We start from the raw sequence: 15,077 nt of genomic DNA on the forward strand, positions 1-15,077 counted from the left end.
TCGCGCTCGCGCCGGTGCCTCAGATTCCGAGATCGACGATCACAGGAGCATGATCGCTCGCGCCTTTGCCCTTGCGTTCGTTGCGGTCGATCTCGGCCTTGTCGACCCGGCCCGCGAAAGCGGGGGACCCGAGGATGAAGTCGATCCGCATTCCCTGTTTCTTCGGGAAACGCAGCTGGGTGTAATCCCAGTAGGTGTACACGCCCGGACCCGGTGTGTGAGGGCGCACTACGTCGGCGAAACCCGAATCGAGGAACGACTGAAAGGCTGCACGCTCGGGCGCGGACGTGTGCGTCCGACCCTCGAAGAGCGCCGGATCCCACACGTCGTCGTCCGTGGGCGCGATGTTCCAGTCGCCGACCAATGCGATCTGCTCGGCGGGATTCTCCTCGAGCCACCGGACCGCATCCGAACGCAGTTTCGCCAGCCACTCGAGTTTGTACGTGTAGTGCGGATCCGCCAGCTCGCGTCCGTTCGGGACATACAGGCTCCAGATGCGCACACCGTTGCACATGGCACCGATCGCGCGGGCTTCCTCCACCGGTGCAACCTCGGGATCCTTGTGGAAACCGGGTTGATCCTCGAAGCCGATCCGGATATCCGTGAGCCCTACACGGGACGCTATGGCCACGCCGTTCCACTGACTGATGCCGACGTGCGCCACCTCGTAACCCAGCTCGCGGAAACGCTCGTACGGAAACTGCTCGTCCTTGCACTTGGTCTCCTGCATGGCCAACACGTCGGTGTCGGTCCGCTGAAGCCAGTCGAGGATCCGGTCGGTACGGGCACGAACAGAGTTCACGTTCCAGGTAGCGATGCGCACGGCGTCAGCCTAATGCCAGGCGCCGACAGGTTCCGTCGCGTACCGGTAGCGGTGGTGCGGAACGAAGCCGATGCTGCGATACATCGCCTGTGCCCCCTCGTTCTCGGCGGCCACCTGCAGGCTCGCGTGGGTGGCTCCGTGCTCTCGGCCCCAGGTGATCATCTCGCCGCAGATCAGGCTGCCGATGCCGCGCCTGCGGTGGGCCTCGGCCACCTCGACTGCGGTGAGTCCTACCCAGAGCCGGCCGTCGGACGCGGAGGTCACCGAGCCGCGAGCAACAGCAAGGAGGGTGGAATCGGCGGCGCCGATCCGGCCGAAGCCGAGCGTGCCGCCGCGGACGGCACCCAGCAGGTCGACCGCGAAATCGGGAAGGGCAGACCCGCGATACCGGTAGAGAGCGAGCCAATCCGGGTCGGGGCGAGCGGTGATCGTGGTGGTGAGCGGTCGCTGCGGAAGGGCGAGATTCGCGATGTCCGCGGCCATCACGACCACCTCGTCGCTGAGGTGCCAACCCAGGGGCACAGCGCCCAGCCGATCGGGAATCAGGAGCCGCAACGGGCGCTCGCGCTCGGCGTACCAGTTGCGCAGACGTTCCAGCGTGCTACCGGGGCAGCGGTCTTCGAGGTCGCCGACCGTGCCGGGGTCACCGAGCGGTGCCGCCGAATTGGCGCGCCCGGTGAAGCCGTGCCCGTACCTGGCCAGCCACCCGTCGATCCAGGCGTGTTCGACACCCGGCCAGCCGTCGGCGGACGCAAGTTCGAGCGCCCGGATCTCGCTGGCGCGGACCGGCCGCGCAGGGACGATCTTGAGTGCGATCACCCGTTCCGGTTCCACCTCGACGACCGAACCGTCCGACGCGCGCACGGTGACGAACGGGGCGACGCTTTCGAGAATTCCGACGATATCGGTCATCGGGTGGCTGTGGCCGGGCGGCAATGCGTAACGCAGAACCACCCGGCTACCAGGCGGGATGTCAGTCGTCATGCCCGAAGGGGTCTTCGACCGTTCCGGGCACCCAGCTCAGGCCCGGTACGCCCCAGCCCGCGCGTTTGATGGTCTTCTTCGCAGCGCGCGCGTTGCGGCCGATCAGCATGTCCACGTAGAGGAAACCGTCGAGGTGACCCACCTCGTGCTGCAGCATCCGGGCGAAGAACCCGCGACCCTCGATATCGAGTGGATTGCCGTCGGAGTCGGTACCGGTGACCCTGGCCCAGTCGGCGCGGCCGGTGGGGAACTGCTCGCCCGGGACGGACAGGCAGCCTTCGACGTCGTCGTCCGGGTCGGGCATGGTCTCGGGGACTTCGGAGGTTTCGAGCACCGGATTGACGACACAGCCGCGACGACGAAGTGCTTTTCCGCTTTCGTCGATGTCCGGGCAGTCGTAGACGAACAAGCGCAGCGACTCGCCGACCTGGTTGGCGGCGAGTCCGACACCGTTGGCGGCGTCCATCGTGTCGTACATGTCCGCGATGAGTTCGGCGAGCTCTGCGGGTGACTGTGACACCGGTTCGGTCGGCTTGTGCAGTACCGGGTCGCCCACGATCCGGATGGGGAGGATGGCCATGGTTGTCAAGGATAGTGCGGCGCGCCCGCGTCGCCGGCACTGCCTGCGGCCTTCGCCGTGGTTGAATAGGCGCTGAAGTACAGCGGTGTAATTCGTTGCTCGGTCGGCCCACGCGATCGAGGAGCCGGGGGAACGTGGTTTCGCTGAATTCGAGCGAGAGCTAGTAGTCGAGGAGTGAGATGGACGGCGCAACAGCGCGTAGTCGGAACCAGTCCGAACGCACCGACAACGACAACTCCGCAGGGGTCGACGAGGTCGGGACCGACGGACTGAGCCGTCGGGAACATGACATTCTGTCCTTCGAGCGCCAGTGGTGGAAGTATGCCGGGGCCAAGGAAGAGGCGATCAAAGAGCTCTTCGACATGTCTGCCACCCGGTACTACCAGGTGCTCAACGCCCTGGTCGACCGCCAGGAGGCACTGGCGGCAGACCCGATGCTGGTGAAACGGCTGCGTCGCCTCCGTGCGAGTAGGCAGAAGGCCCGCGCCGCTCGTCGCCTCGGGTTCGACGTCACCTAGCCCTCGGGTCGCTAAGGTCGACACCGTGAGCAATCAGAAACCGCAATCGTCCGGCCCGCCGTTACGTGCCCTTGCCATGGTGCTGATTTCTCTCGCGATTCTCTTCGCCGGTCTCGGGTTCGCGTCACTCGGCGATTCGGACTCGGAAGACACTGCGGCTACTGTCACGACCACCACCACCACCACCTCCGCCGCCGTTCCGGCTTCGGCCGCGGCGCGCACGACGACCACAGTGGCCGCGGGAGGGTCGGGTGTCACCTCGACGTCCGCCTCGGCGAGCACCACGTCCGGCGCCGCACGTACGTCCGGATCCGGCGACGCGTCGTCGGTGCCTGTGCGGGTGTTCAACAACAGCAACGTCACGGGACTGGCAGGGCAGACGGCGACCGAGCTCACCGAAGCCGGCTGGACGGTGGCCGAAACCGGGAACTACAGCGACGGAACGATCTCCGAAACCACTGTCTACTACGGGAATTCGCCTGCCGAGAAGGAGGCGGCGACGCAGATCGCCGCCGAACTGGGGGCTACCGCCGAACCCCGCTTCGCCGGGATCGCGAACTCCTCCGCAGGCGTGATCGTCATCGTCACCGCCGTCGGGTAGCGCGAGCGCAGGTGCAGGTCGGACCGGAAGGCCGGTCCGGGGGCGTCGTGGTTATGATCAGATGCACTTCTTCGCCACCTCAAAGGAGCGGTTTTGATGGCCTCGAGTACTACCCGTCGGATGTCCTGGCGCATTGTCACCCCCATGGTGGCCATCGCTGCGCTGGGGCTGACCGCCTGCAGTAACAACGAGGAGCCGTCCGACGTCTCGGGCACCACGCCCCCCGTGTGGACCGGAGCCGCCGATCCCAGTGCCGCAGACGTTCCCGGCGACGCCGGCCACGGTTCGTCCGGTGCGCACAGCGAGAGCGGAAGCGGCGCACTCACTGCGACGTTCAAGAACGCGGAAGGCAACGACGTCGGCACCGCCACCTTCACGCAGTCCGGCGAGCACGTCGAGGTCACCGTGTCCGTCAAGGACCAGACTCCCGGATTCCACGGATTCCATGTGCATTCGGTCGGCAAGTGTGAGACGAATTCCGTCGCTCCCACCGGCGGCGCACCCGGAAACTTCCTCTCCGCCGGCGGACACTTCCAGGTCGAGGGACACTCCGGCCACCCGGCCAGTGGCGACCTCACCTCGCTGCAGATCCGCGAAGACGGCACCGGCGAATTGGTCACCACCACTGACGCCTTCACGGTGGAGGAACTGAAGAACGGCGATGCCGGGACCGCGGTCATGATCCACTCCGGTGCCGACAATTTCGCGAATATCCCCACCCGCTACGCACCCGCTCCCGATCAGGAAACCCTGAACACCGGGGACGCAGGCTCACGTGTGGCCTGCGGTGTCCTCGGCGAGAGCTGAGATGTCCGGCATCCCGGCTGACGCCGGGATGCCGGCGTACTGCCGCGCCGCGCGGCCTGTGGTTGGATCGGAATCGTGGTAGTTCCCTTTCCCGGTTCGCCGCGGCCGACACTCGGTGTCGAGTGGGAGATCGCGCTCGTCGACAGGGTCACGCGGGATCTCTCCAACACGGCCGCCGAGGTGTTCGATGCGGTGGCGAATCTGGCGGGCCCCGAGGATCCGCGCATCACCAAGGAGTTGCTACGCAACACGGTCGAACTCGTCACCGGCATCCACTCCACAGTCGGTGAGGCGATGAGCGACCTCGACGAGTCGCTCGATCTGCTGCGGCGGGCAGCCAATCCGCTGGGTGTCGACCTGATCTGTGCCGGCACACACCCGTTCGCGCAGTGGTCCACCCAGTTGGTCACCCGCACACCCGACTACGACGAGCTGATCGAACGCACCCAGTGGTGGGGACGGCAGATGTTGATCTGGGGTGTGCACGTCCACGTCGGTGTGTCGTCGCCGCAGAAGGTGTTCCCGATCCTCAATGCTCTGCTGCAGCGGTACCCGCATCTTCTGGCGTTGTCGGCGTCGTCACCGATGTGGGCGGGCGTCAACACGGGTTATGCCAGTAACCGTGCGCTGATGTTCCAGCAGCTGCCTACGGCCGGGCTCCCGTACCAATTCGCGAATTGGGCGCAGTACGAGGACTTCATCAGTGACCAGATGAAGACCGGGGTGATCACCAAGATCGGCGGAATGCACTGGGACATCCGCCCGGCCCCACGCTGGGGCACCATCGAGGTGCGCGTCTTCGACGGCATCTCGACCCGGGCCGAGCTCGGCGCGCTGGTGGCGCTCGTGCATTGCCTGATCGTGGATCTGGACCGGCGTTTCGAGGCAGGCGAGGACCTGCCGAACCTGCAGCCATGGCACGTCAAGGAGAACAAGTGGCGGGCGGCGCGGTACGGGCTCGACGCCGAGATCATCCTCGACTCGGACAGTAGCGAGAGACTCGTCACCGATGACTTGAACGATCTGCTCGAGAAACTTGCACCCACTGCTGCGCGTCTGGGGTGCGCCGACGAGTTGGCCGCTGTGGCGGAAATTCCGCGCCGAGGGGCGTCCTATCAGCGCCAACGCCAGGTTGCAGAGGCCACCGGGGGCGATCTGGTGGCCGTGGTCAATGCTCTCGTGAAGGAACTCGGCACCTGACACCGAGCTGCGGACAGGACACTGTCCACCTGCCGTTCACGTGTTGTTTACACTTGGCGGGTGTTGATCGACGAAGTAGCCGTTGCACGGCCGGGGAGGGCGATCGATCGGTCGCGCACGATGGTCGTCGGTGGCGTGCTGGGGGTCGCGGCTCTGCTGGTGACGGTGCAGCTGCTCGCGTCGGCGCAAGGGTTTTCGGGTCCACTCGAAAGCCTTGTCGGTGACTATGTCCTGACGCCGAAGTCGGCGTCCGTGCCCTGGGCGGGGCTCGCCCTCGCGATGGTCGGGCTCACCACCCAGCAGCGCATCGTGGCGCTGTCGTCCGCCGCCGGGATCGACGTGTCCGTCGCCGCTGTGCGGTATGCGGCGGGTGGTCCCCTCACCGTGGGAAACGGTGCCACCTGGGTCCTCACCGCGGTCGGCGTCTGCGCAGCGGTCCGGTGGACCGGCGAGCAGCGGCGCAGCGCGTTGAAGGGGGTTGCCCTCGGCGCCCTGCTCATTCTCGCCACCAAGTTCGGTGATGCGTGGTTGCAGATCACGATCATGGGCGGGCCGATGGTGCTCGACGAGTACGCACAACTCGCGGACCATGCTCTGGGCAATCCGTCGTGGCATATGGGACAGCTGGTCGACGCTCTCGGCTCGGTCGGATACGGCGTCTTGCACTGGGTGTACATCGAACTACCGGTCGCGGCCATCGCGGTCGCGATCTATCAGTTGCGGAACGGCTGGCCCTCGCACTACCTGGTGCGCACCTTCCTGATGATCGGGCTCATCGGACCGATCTTCTACCTTCTCTTCCCTGTGGTCGGACCGATCTTCGCGTTCGGCAGCGAAGGCCAGGGCTTCCAGGCCGGCAATTACTGGCCGAACCTCGTGCCGACGCCCGACTTCACCCCTGCCCCCTTGGCGTTCGACGCGGTGACGCCCCGCAACTGCATGCCCAGTCTGCACACCGCCTGGGCGCTCGCGCTGTTCATCCACTCGCGCGGCGGCGCCTGGTGGCTTCGCCTGGGCGGCACATTCTGGTTGGTGTGCACTCTCACTGCGACACTCGGATTCGGCTATCACTACGGAGTCGACCTGGTGGCGGGAGCGGTGCTCTGCCTGACCATCGAGTCGGCACTGCGTGAGCCCGAACGTGGGTGGGGCTGGTTCCGGGTACGGCTGGTCGGCGGCGGAGTGATTGCCCTCGTCGCACTGCTGCTCAGCTATCGGTACCTGGCCGTGCCGATGGGCCGCTTCCCCGAGTTGTCGGGACCGATCGTGATCGGTGTCCTCGCCGCCATGAGTCTCGGGTTCTACGCGACCTTCTTCGCTCGGCCGGACAGCGCGCTGCACCGCTGGGGCGCCAACGATTCCCGTCCTCTGGTCACGGGCGCTCTGGAGGCTCCAGCTCGTTGATCATCATCAGCCCGTCCTGATCACGCTGCTCCCGGTATGCGACGCGGCCGACGCTGTGCGCGATGACGGGAGCGGTGAACAGGGTGAAGATGCCGACGAGGATCAACATCCAGATATCGACGTTGCCCCGCAATTCGATCACGGCACCGACCAGCACCATATTGAGTCCGACCACCTGCGGTTTGGTGGCGGCGTGCATGCGCCGCAGGGTGTCGGGGAAACGGACGATGGCGATGGCCGCGGTGAGCGCGAGGATGGAGCCCGCCAGCATGAGGCCGGCCCCGAGGTAGTTCAGGACACTGGTCATTACTTGTCACTTACCCGGAATCGGGCCACGGACACGGAACCGATGAAGCCCACCAGCGACAACGCGACGATGGCGGGCACGATCGTCGTGTCGCCCGTATACGCGGCCCACACCGCGAGACCACACATGGCGAGCGCGATCAAGGTGTCGAGGGCGACGAGACGGTCCAGGGAATTGGGCCCGTCGAGAAGCCGAAACGTGGTCAGCACCCCGGCGATCACCAAGACGATCCCGGATATGACGGAGACGACTGTCATGTGGTGCCCTCCTGAGCTGGGTCGTCGTACTGCTCGTCGCCGAAATGCCAGGCACTCGGCTTCCATTCGGAGTCGCGCTCGAATGCGGCAACGAACAGGCGTTCCAGTTGCGCGACCGTACGGTAGAACTGGCCGACCGCCTTCGCCGATCCCATGTCGAGGACGTGGACGTACACGATCCGTCGAGCCTGGTCGATCTCGAGCACCATGGTTCCCGGGATGAGGTTCAGGACGTCGATGAACAGGGTGAGGACCAGATCGGACTTGATTCCGAGTTGGTATCGCAGAACGCCGGTGACCGGCAGTGGGCCGGGGCGCACAGCCAGCCAGGCGATCTGCAGGCTCGACTCGAGCGAGTAGTAGACGAACTTCCAGCCCAGCCGGAGGAGGGACAGAACGTGCACCCGTCCCTGGACCGGCACCCCCGGCAGGGGCATGAGCACCATGATCAATACACCGACGGCGAGTCCGCTCACGACGTTGGCGATGCTGAGGTTCCCCCACAAGAGGATCCACACGGCCGTCAACCAGACCAGTGCGCTGAGTCGAAGAAATCCCTCGCGTGTCATCGCGGCGCCTCCTTCGCTTCGGTGCCGCTCTGATCGCCGAGGACGGCGGTGATGTAGATCGAGCGGTCCTGCAGGTCGGCGGCAGCACGGTCGCTGATCGAGATGATCTGCCCGGCGAAGACCGTCATGGCCAGACCGACCCCCACCAACGCGACCGTCGGTATCAACATCATCGCGGGGATACGGCCCACGTCGGCGCGGTCGTCGAACGCGATGTCGGCCTCGGACTCGTCGATCAGTGCCGACGGGCTGACATCTGCGAGGTCACCTTCCGGTGCGTCGGCGCGGGCGCGCCAGAACGCCTTGGTCCAGACGCGGGCCACCACGTACAGAGTGAGAAGGCTGGTGAGGGTGCCGCCGCCGACGAGAATCCAGGCCAGCACTCCGGCGTCCGCGGAACCGGCCTGCAGGAGGGCCACTTTGCCGATGAACCCGGAGAACGGCGGTATGCCACCGAGGTTCAGCGCCGGGACGAGGAAGACGATGGCGAGGACGGGGCTGGCCGCCGCGAGCCCACCGAGACGGCGCAACGACGACGACCCGGCCTGTCGTTCGATGAGGCCGACGACGAGGAAGAGGGTTGTCTGCACGAGAATATGGTGCGCCACGTAGTAGATGGCGCCGGAGAGCCCCGACTGCGTGGACAGCGCGATCCCGAACACCATGTACCCGATGTGACTGACCAGCGTGAAGGACAGCAGGCGTTTGATGTCGCTCTGCGCGATCGCACCGAGGATGCCGACGAGCATCGTCAGCAGGCCACACACCATCAGGACGTTGTCGAGTTCGCCTTCCGGGAAGAGCAGCGTGTGCGCACGGATGATCGCGTACACGCCCACCTTGGTCAGCAGTCCCGCGAAGACGGCGGTAACCGGTGCCGGAGCGGTCGGGTAGGAGTCGGGTAGCCACGTCGACAACGGGAAGACCGCGGCCTTGATGCCGAATGCCACGAGCAGGACACCGAAGATGGCGGTGCGTGTGCCCGATGGGATGCCGTCGAGCCGGGTGGCCATGTCGGCGAGGTTGAGTGTGCCGGTGGCCGCGTAGGCGAACGCGATGCCCGCCAGGAAGATCAGCGAAGACACCATCGACACCATCACGTAGGACACACCGGCGCGCACCCGTTCGGCGCTTGCTCCCAGAGTCAGCAGTACGAAGCTGGCTGCGAGCAACACCTCGAAACCGACATAGAGGTTGAACAGGTCACCGGCGAGGAAGGCGTTGGAAACTCCGGCGGTGAGGGCCAAATATGTGGGCAGGAAGATCGAGACGGGCTGATCTTCACTTCCGTCGCGGATGCCCTGACCGACGGCGTATGCCATGACCGCCAATAGCACGATCGAGGAGACGACGAGCATCATCGCGGACAATCGGTCGACGACGAGAGTGATGCCGATGGGGGAGTCCCAGCCGCCCACCTGAATCGCCGTCGTACCGTCGCGGTCCGCGAGGAGCAGAAGTAACGCCGACACGACGAGCACGGCGATCAACGCCGTGAGGGTGATCACCCGCTGGGCGCGGGGACGGCGGCCGAGTACCAGGGTCGCGGCGGCGGCGAGCATGGGCACGAGCACAGGCAGTGGCGCGAGGGTCGTGACGAGGTGCGGGGAAAGGGTCACGGCGTCTTTCCGATCGTGGCCTTGTCGTCTTCGTCGTCATCGAAATCGCCGCGGTGCAATTCTTCGTAACCCTCGAGGTCTTCGAGGTTACGGAGTTTTCCGAGGGGGATGGGATTGCCGTTCCGGTCGAAGGCGTCACCACTGAAACTGGGTTCGCCGGTGACGGGGTCGTCCGAGCGGTCGCGGTCGGGAGCTTCCGAGGGCGAACGCCGCAGCAGGACGCGGGTGTCTTCGGGATCGTTCTCGACGAGGTCCGCAGTGGTGATCTTGAAAGAGCGGTACGCGAGAGCAAGTACGAAAGCCGCGATACCCATGGTGATGACGATCGCGGTCAGCACCATCGCCTGCGCGAGGGGGTCGGCCATCGATTCGTGGATGGAGTCGCGACCCGCGATCGGGGGATTGCCGTCCGTGCCACCCGACGTGAGGATCAGAAGATTGATCCCGTTGCCGAACAGCAGCAGTCCCAGGAGCATCCGAGTAATGCTGCGCTCGATGAGCAGGTAGACGCCGGCCGACACGAGGACGCCGATGATGACGAGAAACCCGATGTTTGCGCTCATTTCTGGTTCACCTCGATCTGTGCATCGAGACGTGCCCCGAGACTGCGGAGAACGTCGAGGACGAGACCGACCACGATGAGGTACACACCCAGGTCGAAGAACAGTGCGGTGACCAACTTGATGTGTCCGAGGAGTGGGATCGTCACCTCGAATACTGCGGACGACAGCACGGGTGCGCCGAGAAACAACGACACTATTGCCGTTCCCGCGGCGAGTGTGAGGCCTAGCCCGAGAATTTTGCCGGCATCGACCGGGACGGTTTCTCCCAGCTCGTACCGGCCGCCCGCGAGATAACGCAGCACCAAGGCGAGCCCCGCGGTGAGTCCGCCGGCGAACCCGCCACCGGGTGCGTTGTGCCCGGAGAAGAAGAAGTACACCGACAGCACCATGATCGTCGGGAAGATCAGCCTGGTGGTGACCTCGAGGACGAGCGAACGGTGCCGGGGATCCACGAGACCCCCACCGAGCAGCCATGTCGTCTCCGACTGCGCCGACGCCTGTTCGACGGTAACCGCTGGGGCGTCCGACACGCGGGGCGCACTGCCGAAGCGCCGGTTGCGGAACACCAGACTCGCGACCCCCGTAGCGGCGACGAGTAGTACCGAGATCTCGCCGAGCGTGTCCCAGGCGCGGATATCGACGAGCAGGACGTTCACGACGTTCTTGCCGTTACCGAGGTAGTAGGCGGCGTCGGGGAGCATCCCATGGATGGGCGTCGTGTTGCGGGCATTGATCGCGTAGGCGCCGATGGTGGTGATGGTGGCACCGACCGCGACGGCGAGCAGTGCCCGGGGAACCTTGAAGCCGATCGCCCTGCTCTCGTCGACCTCGGCGGGGAGTTTGCGGAACACGAGCACGAAGATCACGAGCGTCAGCGTTTCCACGAGGAACTGGGTGAGCGCCAGGTCGGGGGCGCCGTGGAGGGCGAACAGGACACCGCAGCCGTATCCGCTGAGGCCGACGAGAATCACGCTGGCCAGCCGGTTGCGCATCACCGTCGCCGCGAGCGCGGCGGCCACCATCATGAGGCCGATCACGAACTGCACCGGCGAGTCCCACAGTCGGACGTCGGCGTCGGTACGGGTGCCGGTGAACAGGAGGACGAGGGGCAGCACGACGAGCGTCGCGAGGATGATCGCCTGGGTTCGGGGGAGCGAACCGCGCTGTGTGGCGCCGGTCAGGCGCATCGACAGGGCGTCCATGAAGCGGAGGGTCGCGTCGTAGATGCGGTCGGCGTTGCCCAGCGGTGGATGTTCGAACCGCAACCGAATGACCCAGCGCTGAGCCACGAACAGTGCGGTACCGGTGGCGAAGACGACCAACGTCAACAGCAGGGCGGTGTTGACGCCGTGCCACAGCGCGAGATGGTAGTCGGACGCACGCTCGGCAGGCAGGGTGCGCGAGTACGGGGTCAGCAGCTTCTCGAGCTGTGGTGACGCGAGACCCGCGGCCAAGCCGAGCACCGCGAGCACTGCGGGCGCCGCGAGGAACATCGGGCCGGGGGCGTGCATCTTCTGCACGGCCGCGGTGGGGTTCGCGAGGCGCTTGCCTCCGAATGCGCCCCACATGAATCGCACGCTGTAGGCGAAGGTCAGGATCGATCCCACCACCACCACGGCCACGGCCACGACGCGCGCGGGGTCGGCGAGCGCCGTGGTGCTCAGCAGCGAGTCGAAGGCGGCTTCCTTGCCGACGAAACCCAGGAACGGCGGCAGTCCGGCCATGCTGGCTGCGGCGAGTGCGGCGAACACTGCCAGCGCTGGTGCGCGGGCGCCCAGATGGCCCAGTTTGCGAATGTCGCGAGTCCCGGTCGCGTGGTCGATGATGCCGACCACCATGAACAACGCCGCCTTGAACATTGCGTGGGCGACCACCATGGTCAGTCCCGCCAGCATCGCGTCCCGCGTACCCAGGCCCACGAGCACCATCAAGAATCCGAGCTGACTGACGGTGCCGAAGGCGAGGACGAGTTTGAGGTCGAAGGCGCGCAGCGCACGCCACCCCGCCAGGACCATGGTGAGCAGTCCGAGCGTGACGACGGTGAACCGCCACGGGGCGGCGTCGGCGAAGCCGGGGGACAGCCGGGCCACGAGGTAGATGCCGGCCTTCACCATCGCCGCGGCATGCAGGTAACCGCTGACCGGAGTGGGGGCCGCCATCGCTCCGGGCAGCCAGAAGTGCAGCGGAACGATCGCGGACTTCGACAAGGCACCGATGAGGACCAACACGACGGCGACACCGGCGAGCCAGCCGCGAGGCGCGACCTCGATCAGTTCGGACAGGTTGTACGTGCCACTCACCTGGCCGAGGATGATGATGCCGACCAGCATGGCGAGCCCACCCGCAGTGGTGACCAGCAGGGCCTGGGTCGCCGCCCTGCGACTCGACGCGCGTTCGGCGTAGTGACCGACCAGCAGAAACGACAGGACCGTCGTCAGTTCCCAGAACGTGTAGAGCAGCAACATGTTGTCGCTGGCGACGAGTCCGAACATGGCACCGGCGAATGCCACCATCTGTGCGGCGAAGATACCGAGCCGCGGTTCGTCGTCGGTGAAGTACCCCGCGCAGTACACCAGGATCAATGCGCCGATCCCGAGAACGAGCACCGACATGATCGCGGCCAGCGGATCGAAGTAGAAGTCGATGTCCATCGACAGGCCGGGGATCCACTCGAGCGAGACGGTCTGCACCGTGCCCCAGTGTGCGATCACCCAACCGAGCGAGACCAGCGGTACGAGCGAGAGCGGATAGAAACCGTTGCGGCCGAACATGCGCACCACAAGCGGAGCCAGAACGGCGGCAACGGCGTGGGCGAGCAGAACAGCGAGCAAAAGGCACTCCGTCGTGTGGTCAGCGGGCGGCGGGGTGTCGGAACGCAGCGAACCGAGTAGGTGTAGACCGTTCGCGAAGCTAGCGAGTTGGCTACGACGTACATCTTACTGGTTCCAATTCTCGGCCTCGAACCGCGGCAAACCGGACTGAAGCAGCGGCGTTCTCGTGGCGGGGTCGCGCTGTTCTATCTTGTGAGGCGTGCCCGACGAGATTCGTACCGCCGCCCTCGCCCACATCCGCGAGAGGCGACTGCTTCAGACGAGATCGGTCGGGAAGACGGCGTTCTACATGGCAGGCGGCAAGATCGATCCCGGTGAGAGCGCCGAAGAAGCGCTGCACCGGGAGATCAGGGAAGAACTCGATGCCGCGATCGTCGCCGGCACCCTCCTGCACCTGGGAGTCTTCGAAGCTCCGGCGTACGGGCATCCGGCGGGCACCGCGCTGCACATGACGTGCTTTCTCGCGGAACTGAGCGCGGTGCCGCGGGCCACGAGTGAGATCGCGGAACTGCGGTATTTCACGGTCGACGAGTACGCGGCGATGCCCGACGTCGCGCCCGGCTCGATGTTGGTGTTTCGCCGACTGCAGTCGCTCGGTCTGCTCGACTAGGCGAGTGCTTCCGGCGCACGGCGACGCGACCGTATCGAGTAGGCGCAGTACGCCACCACGGCGAGCATCGCGATCCCCGCGAGATGGTCGGACGCCACCGGGGCGGACGAGGGGGTGTCGGCATCGCGGGTGAGCACGCCAATCGCGCGGAGCGGTTCGTGCGGACCTTCGAGCACGACCCGGCTGCCCGGAATGGTGGTTGCGGCCACGAAAACTAGCGAGGCGAACGGCAACGCCAAGCCCAGGACCGCGACCGGCGCCGACGCCGGGAGCGCGGTGGCGAGCGCAAATCCCATCCCGGTGCACAGGACGAAGAGCCGGACGAGAAGCAGGATGCCATCATCGCCGAGGTCTGGCTGTATGGCGGTTGTCAGCGGAACAAGGGCGGCGAGTGCGAGCCCCCAGTGCGGTCGTCGCAACGACGGGGGGACCCGGACGGCGAGCACGATGCCCAGCGCCAAAGCGATCACGCCGACCATCAGGACGGCGGATGCGGGAGTGGTCACGCGCGGGGTCCGAAGATCGTCGAGGACGGGCATGGCTGCCGCGGTCACTGCCGTGGCGGCCAGTAGAAAGTGCCCGTCGATACCGGGGAGCAGGCGCGAGGACACTTCGGTGCACACCAGCACGACCACGAGGCAGAGAGCAATGATCATCCACACCGTGAGCGGTTCGCCGAATTCGTGGTCGTCGATCCACGCGCCGAGTAGCCGGTTGAGGAGAGCGAGAGCCAGTGCCGTGGCCAATGCCGTCTGGAGGGTTCGCCGTTCGGGACGCTGCACCCGGAACTGCTTCTGTGCAACGACTGCCGACACGAGGGCGAGTACCAGGGTCCCGAGCAGCAACCACATCGGTGGTTCCCCGATCGCAGAGGTACTCCTGCTCGCCGGTTCGAGATACTCGGTGTCACCGCGTGGTAGTCGCTGGACACTGGCGAGTACGAATGCGCCCGCCACGCCGAGGACCAGTGTCAGCTGCGGGGCCCACCGTCCCCACACCGCGGCGACCGCTGCTCCGAGAAGAATTCCCGCGGTTGCGGTTTTGGCGAAGTGCAGCACGATCAGCGTGTCGACACCACTCGCGCCTGCCACCGCCGACCGGGTTCCGATCAGGACGAGTGCACATGCAGCGCCCACGACCCAGGAGGCACGGCGCGAGCCCGAGCGCTGCAATGCGGCCACCGCGATGACGGCGAGGACGAGCGCAACCACGACACCGGTCGGCTGACTGCTGAGCCAACGGTCGATCTCGCGATCCGACGCATAGATGGCCCACGCGCGATTGCGGGGATTGGTGAGGACGAACCCGGCCAGTGCACCGGAGGAGAGGGCAGCCGCCGCCGAGAGAGGTTCGCGGAAGTCCATCCATCCACGGTACTCGAGCAGCGAGGAATGGACGGCACCC

The 15,077-nt window shown here is 66.0% G+C and carries 16 protein-coding genes; 6 read left to right on the forward strand and 10 right to left on the reverse strand.

Annotation, left to right across the window (positions count from 1 at the left end; translation table 11 throughout):
- Positions 1–19 precede the first annotated feature (19 nt).
- The 3 genes from NOF53_RS16620 to NOF53_RS16630 are packed head-to-tail and all read right to left on the reverse strand — an operon-like array spanning position 20 to position 2,387.
- A complete protein-coding gene (locus tag NOF53_RS16620) occupies positions 20–823 on the reverse strand; it encodes an exodeoxyribonuclease III (RefSeq protein ID WP_255970664.1) in 804 nt (267 codons plus the stop codon).
- Positions 824–832: 9 nt separating this feature from the next.
- Complete coding sequence (locus tag NOF53_RS16625; RefSeq protein WP_255970665.1) at positions 833–1,807, reverse strand: N-acetylglutamate synthase, CG3035 family; 975 nt, start codon at positions 1,805–1,807, stop codon at positions 833–835.
- Positions 1,797–2,387 carry a peptide deformylase gene (locus tag NOF53_RS16630; protein WP_255970667.1) on the reverse strand — a complete coding sequence of 197 codons (591 nt, stop codon included), beginning with the start codon at positions 2,385–2,387 and terminating at the stop codon, positions 1,797–1,799. Before NOF53_RS16630 ends, NOF53_RS16625 begins: the two co-directional genes overlap by 11 nt.
- Positions 2,388–2,566: 179 nt before the next feature.
- Between NOF53_RS16630 and napA the strand changes: the two genes are divergently transcribed.
- The 5 genes from napA (at position 2,567) to NOF53_RS16655 (ending at position 6,917) form a co-directional block, all read left to right on the forward strand.
- The gene (gene napA, locus NOF53_RS16635) at positions 2,567–2,905 is read left to right on the forward strand and encodes a nucleoid-associated protein NapA (RefSeq protein ID WP_109327656.1); all 339 of its coding nucleotides are present in this window, start codon (positions 2,567–2,569) and stop codon (positions 2,903–2,905) included.
- Positions 2,906–2,930: 25 nt separating this feature from the next.
- Entirely contained in the window at positions 2,931–3,506 is a 576-nt protein-coding gene (locus NOF53_RS16640) for a LytR C-terminal domain-containing protein (RefSeq protein ID WP_255970669.1), read from the forward strand.
- A 96-nt stretch (positions 3,507–3,602) separates the two neighbouring features.
- On the forward strand, positions 3,603–4,313 hold the full coding sequence (gene sodC / locus NOF53_RS16645) for a superoxide dismutase[Cu-Zn] (protein ID WP_255970671.1): 711 nt from the start codon (positions 3,603–3,605) through the stop codon (positions 4,311–4,313).
- Positions 4,314–4,388: 75 nt separating this feature from the next.
- Positions 4,389–5,513 carry a glutamate--cysteine ligase gene (locus NOF53_RS16650; RefSeq protein WP_255970673.1) on the forward strand — a complete coding sequence of 375 codons (1,125 nt, stop codon included), beginning with the start codon at positions 4,389–4,391 and terminating at the stop codon, positions 5,511–5,513.
- A gap of 120 nt (positions 5,514–5,633) precedes the next feature.
- Positions 5,634–6,917: a phosphatase PAP2 family protein gene (locus NOF53_RS16655; RefSeq protein ID WP_255970872.1), complete on the forward strand. Its 1,284-nt coding sequence runs from the start codon at positions 5,634–5,636 to the stop codon at positions 6,915–6,917.
- Here NOF53_RS16655 and mnhG read toward each other — a convergent pair.
- From mnhG to NOF53_RS16685, 6 genes are read right to left on the reverse strand one after another with little or no spacing between them, the layout of a single operon-like run.
- Positions 6,886–7,224: a monovalent cation/H(+) antiporter subunit G gene (mnhG, locus tag NOF53_RS16660; protein ID WP_255970675.1), complete on the reverse strand. Its 339-nt coding sequence runs from the start codon at positions 7,222–7,224 to the stop codon at positions 6,886–6,888. The two genes, NOF53_RS16655 and mnhG, sit on opposite strands and share 32 nt — an antisense overlap.
- Positions 7,224–7,481, reverse strand: coding sequence for a monovalent cation/H+ antiporter complex subunit F (locus NOF53_RS16665; protein WP_109327667.1), 258 nt, complete (start codon positions 7,479–7,481; stop codon positions 7,224–7,226). The genes mnhG and NOF53_RS16665 overlap by 1 nt, the downstream gene beginning before the upstream one ends.
- Positions 7,478–8,050: a Na+/H+ antiporter subunit E gene (locus tag NOF53_RS16670; RefSeq protein ID WP_255970678.1), complete on the reverse strand. Its 573-nt coding sequence runs from the start codon at positions 8,048–8,050 to the stop codon at positions 7,478–7,480. The genes NOF53_RS16665 and NOF53_RS16670 overlap by 4 nt, the downstream gene beginning before the upstream one ends.
- A complete protein-coding gene (locus NOF53_RS16675) occupies positions 8,047–9,669 on the reverse strand; it encodes a Na+/H+ antiporter subunit D (protein ID WP_255970680.1) in 1,623 nt (540 codons plus the stop codon). The genes NOF53_RS16670 and NOF53_RS16675 overlap by 4 nt, the downstream gene beginning before the upstream one ends.
- Entirely contained in the window at positions 9,666–10,232 is a 567-nt protein-coding gene (locus NOF53_RS16680) for a Na(+)/H(+) antiporter subunit C (protein WP_255970682.1), read from the reverse strand. Before NOF53_RS16680 ends, NOF53_RS16675 begins: the two co-directional genes overlap by 4 nt.
- The gene (locus NOF53_RS16685; RefSeq protein WP_255970684.1) at positions 10,229–13,063 is read right to left on the reverse strand and encodes a Na+/H+ antiporter subunit A; all 2,835 of its coding nucleotides are present in this window, start codon (positions 13,061–13,063) and stop codon (positions 10,229–10,231) included. Before NOF53_RS16685 ends, NOF53_RS16680 begins: the two co-directional genes overlap by 4 nt.
- A gap of 199 nt (positions 13,064–13,262) precedes the next feature.
- Here NOF53_RS16685 and NOF53_RS16690 point away from each other — a divergent pair, with 199 nt between their 5' ends.
- The gene (locus NOF53_RS16690; protein ID WP_255970686.1) at positions 13,263–13,673 is read left to right on the forward strand and encodes an NUDIX hydrolase; all 411 of its coding nucleotides are present in this window, start codon (positions 13,263–13,265) and stop codon (positions 13,671–13,673) included.
- Here the strand turns inward: NOF53_RS16690 and NOF53_RS16695 are convergent.
- Positions 13,670–15,037, reverse strand: coding sequence for a hypothetical protein (locus tag NOF53_RS16695; protein WP_255970688.1), 1,368 nt, complete (start codon positions 15,035–15,037; stop codon positions 13,670–13,672). The genes NOF53_RS16690 and NOF53_RS16695 overlap by 4 nt on opposite strands.
- Positions 15,038–15,077: the final 40 nt, after the last annotated feature.

The sequence above is a fragment of the Rhodococcus tibetensis genome (genome assembly GCF_024438035.1).
Lineage (GTDB): Bacteria > Actinomycetota > Actinomycetes > Mycobacteriales > Mycobacteriaceae > Rhodococcus_F > Rhodococcus_F tibetensis.

What these genes read in the sequence shown, in the direction of transcription:
- NOF53_RS16695 (WP_255970688.1), bottom strand. Translation starts at nt 15,037, where the DNA reads ATGGACTTCCGCGAACCTCTCTCGGCGGCGGCTGCCCTCTCCTCCGGT.
- NOF53_RS16630 (WP_255970667.1), bottom strand. Translation starts at nt 2,387, where the DNA reads ATGGCCATCCTCCCCATCCGGATCGTGGGCGACCCGGTACTGCACAAG.
- napA (WP_109327656.1), top strand. Translation starts at nt 2,567, where the DNA reads ATGGACGGCGCAACAGCGCGTAGTCGGAACCAGTCCGAACGCACCGAC.
- mnhG (WP_255970675.1), bottom strand. Translation starts at nt 7,224, where the DNA reads ATGACCAGTGTCCTGAACTACCTCGGGGCCGGCCTCATGCTGGCGGGC.
- NOF53_RS16670 (WP_255970678.1), bottom strand. Translation starts at nt 8,050, where the DNA reads ATGACACGCGAGGGATTTCTTCGACTCAGCGCACTGGTCTGGTTGACG.
- NOF53_RS16665 (WP_109327667.1), bottom strand. Translation starts at nt 7,481, where the DNA reads ATGACAGTCGTCTCCGTCATATCCGGGATCGTCTTGGTGATCGCCGGG.
- sodC (WP_255970671.1), top strand. Translation starts at nt 3,603, where the DNA reads ATGGCCTCGAGTACTACCCGTCGGATGTCCTGGCGCATTGTCACCCCC.
- NOF53_RS16625 (WP_255970665.1), bottom strand. Translation starts at nt 1,807, where the DNA reads ATGACGACTGACATCCCGCCTGGTAGCCGGGTGGTTCTGCGTTACGCA.
- NOF53_RS16655 (WP_255970872.1), top strand. Translation starts at nt 5,634, where the DNA reads ATGGTCGTCGGTGGCGTGCTGGGGGTCGCGGCTCTGCTGGTGACGGTG.
- NOF53_RS16680 (WP_255970682.1), bottom strand. Translation starts at nt 10,232, where the DNA reads ATGAGCGCAAACATCGGGTTTCTCGTCATCATCGGCGTCCTCGTGTCG.